1 protein-coding gene is annotated in these 239 nt (G+C 45.6%); it reads right to left on the bottom strand.

The window, feature by feature from the left end:
- On the bottom strand, positions 1–239 hold a 239-nt coding region (locus ACTRWF_RS19765), incomplete at both ends, for a GTP-binding protein (RefSeq protein ID WP_462836112.1).

Here is a 239-nt window from a genome sequence, read left to right on the forward strand (position 1 = left end):
TCTTCAATTGGAAGGATGAACGGCTTGTCGATTGCACGCTCTGGCTCTGGGATGTATGAATCAAGCGCTTCACCAAGCTCGATGATTTTCTTTTCCCACTCTGCGTCGCCTTCAAGCGCTTTAAGAGCTGAACCTTGGATAACTGGTAGGTCATCACCTGGGAATTCGTATTCGTTAAGAAGTTCACGAACTTCCATTTCTACTAGCTCTAGAAGCTCTTCATCATCAACCATGTCACA

This window comes from Alteromonas sp. G5_S2_22_S1 (genome assembly GCF_054968525.1).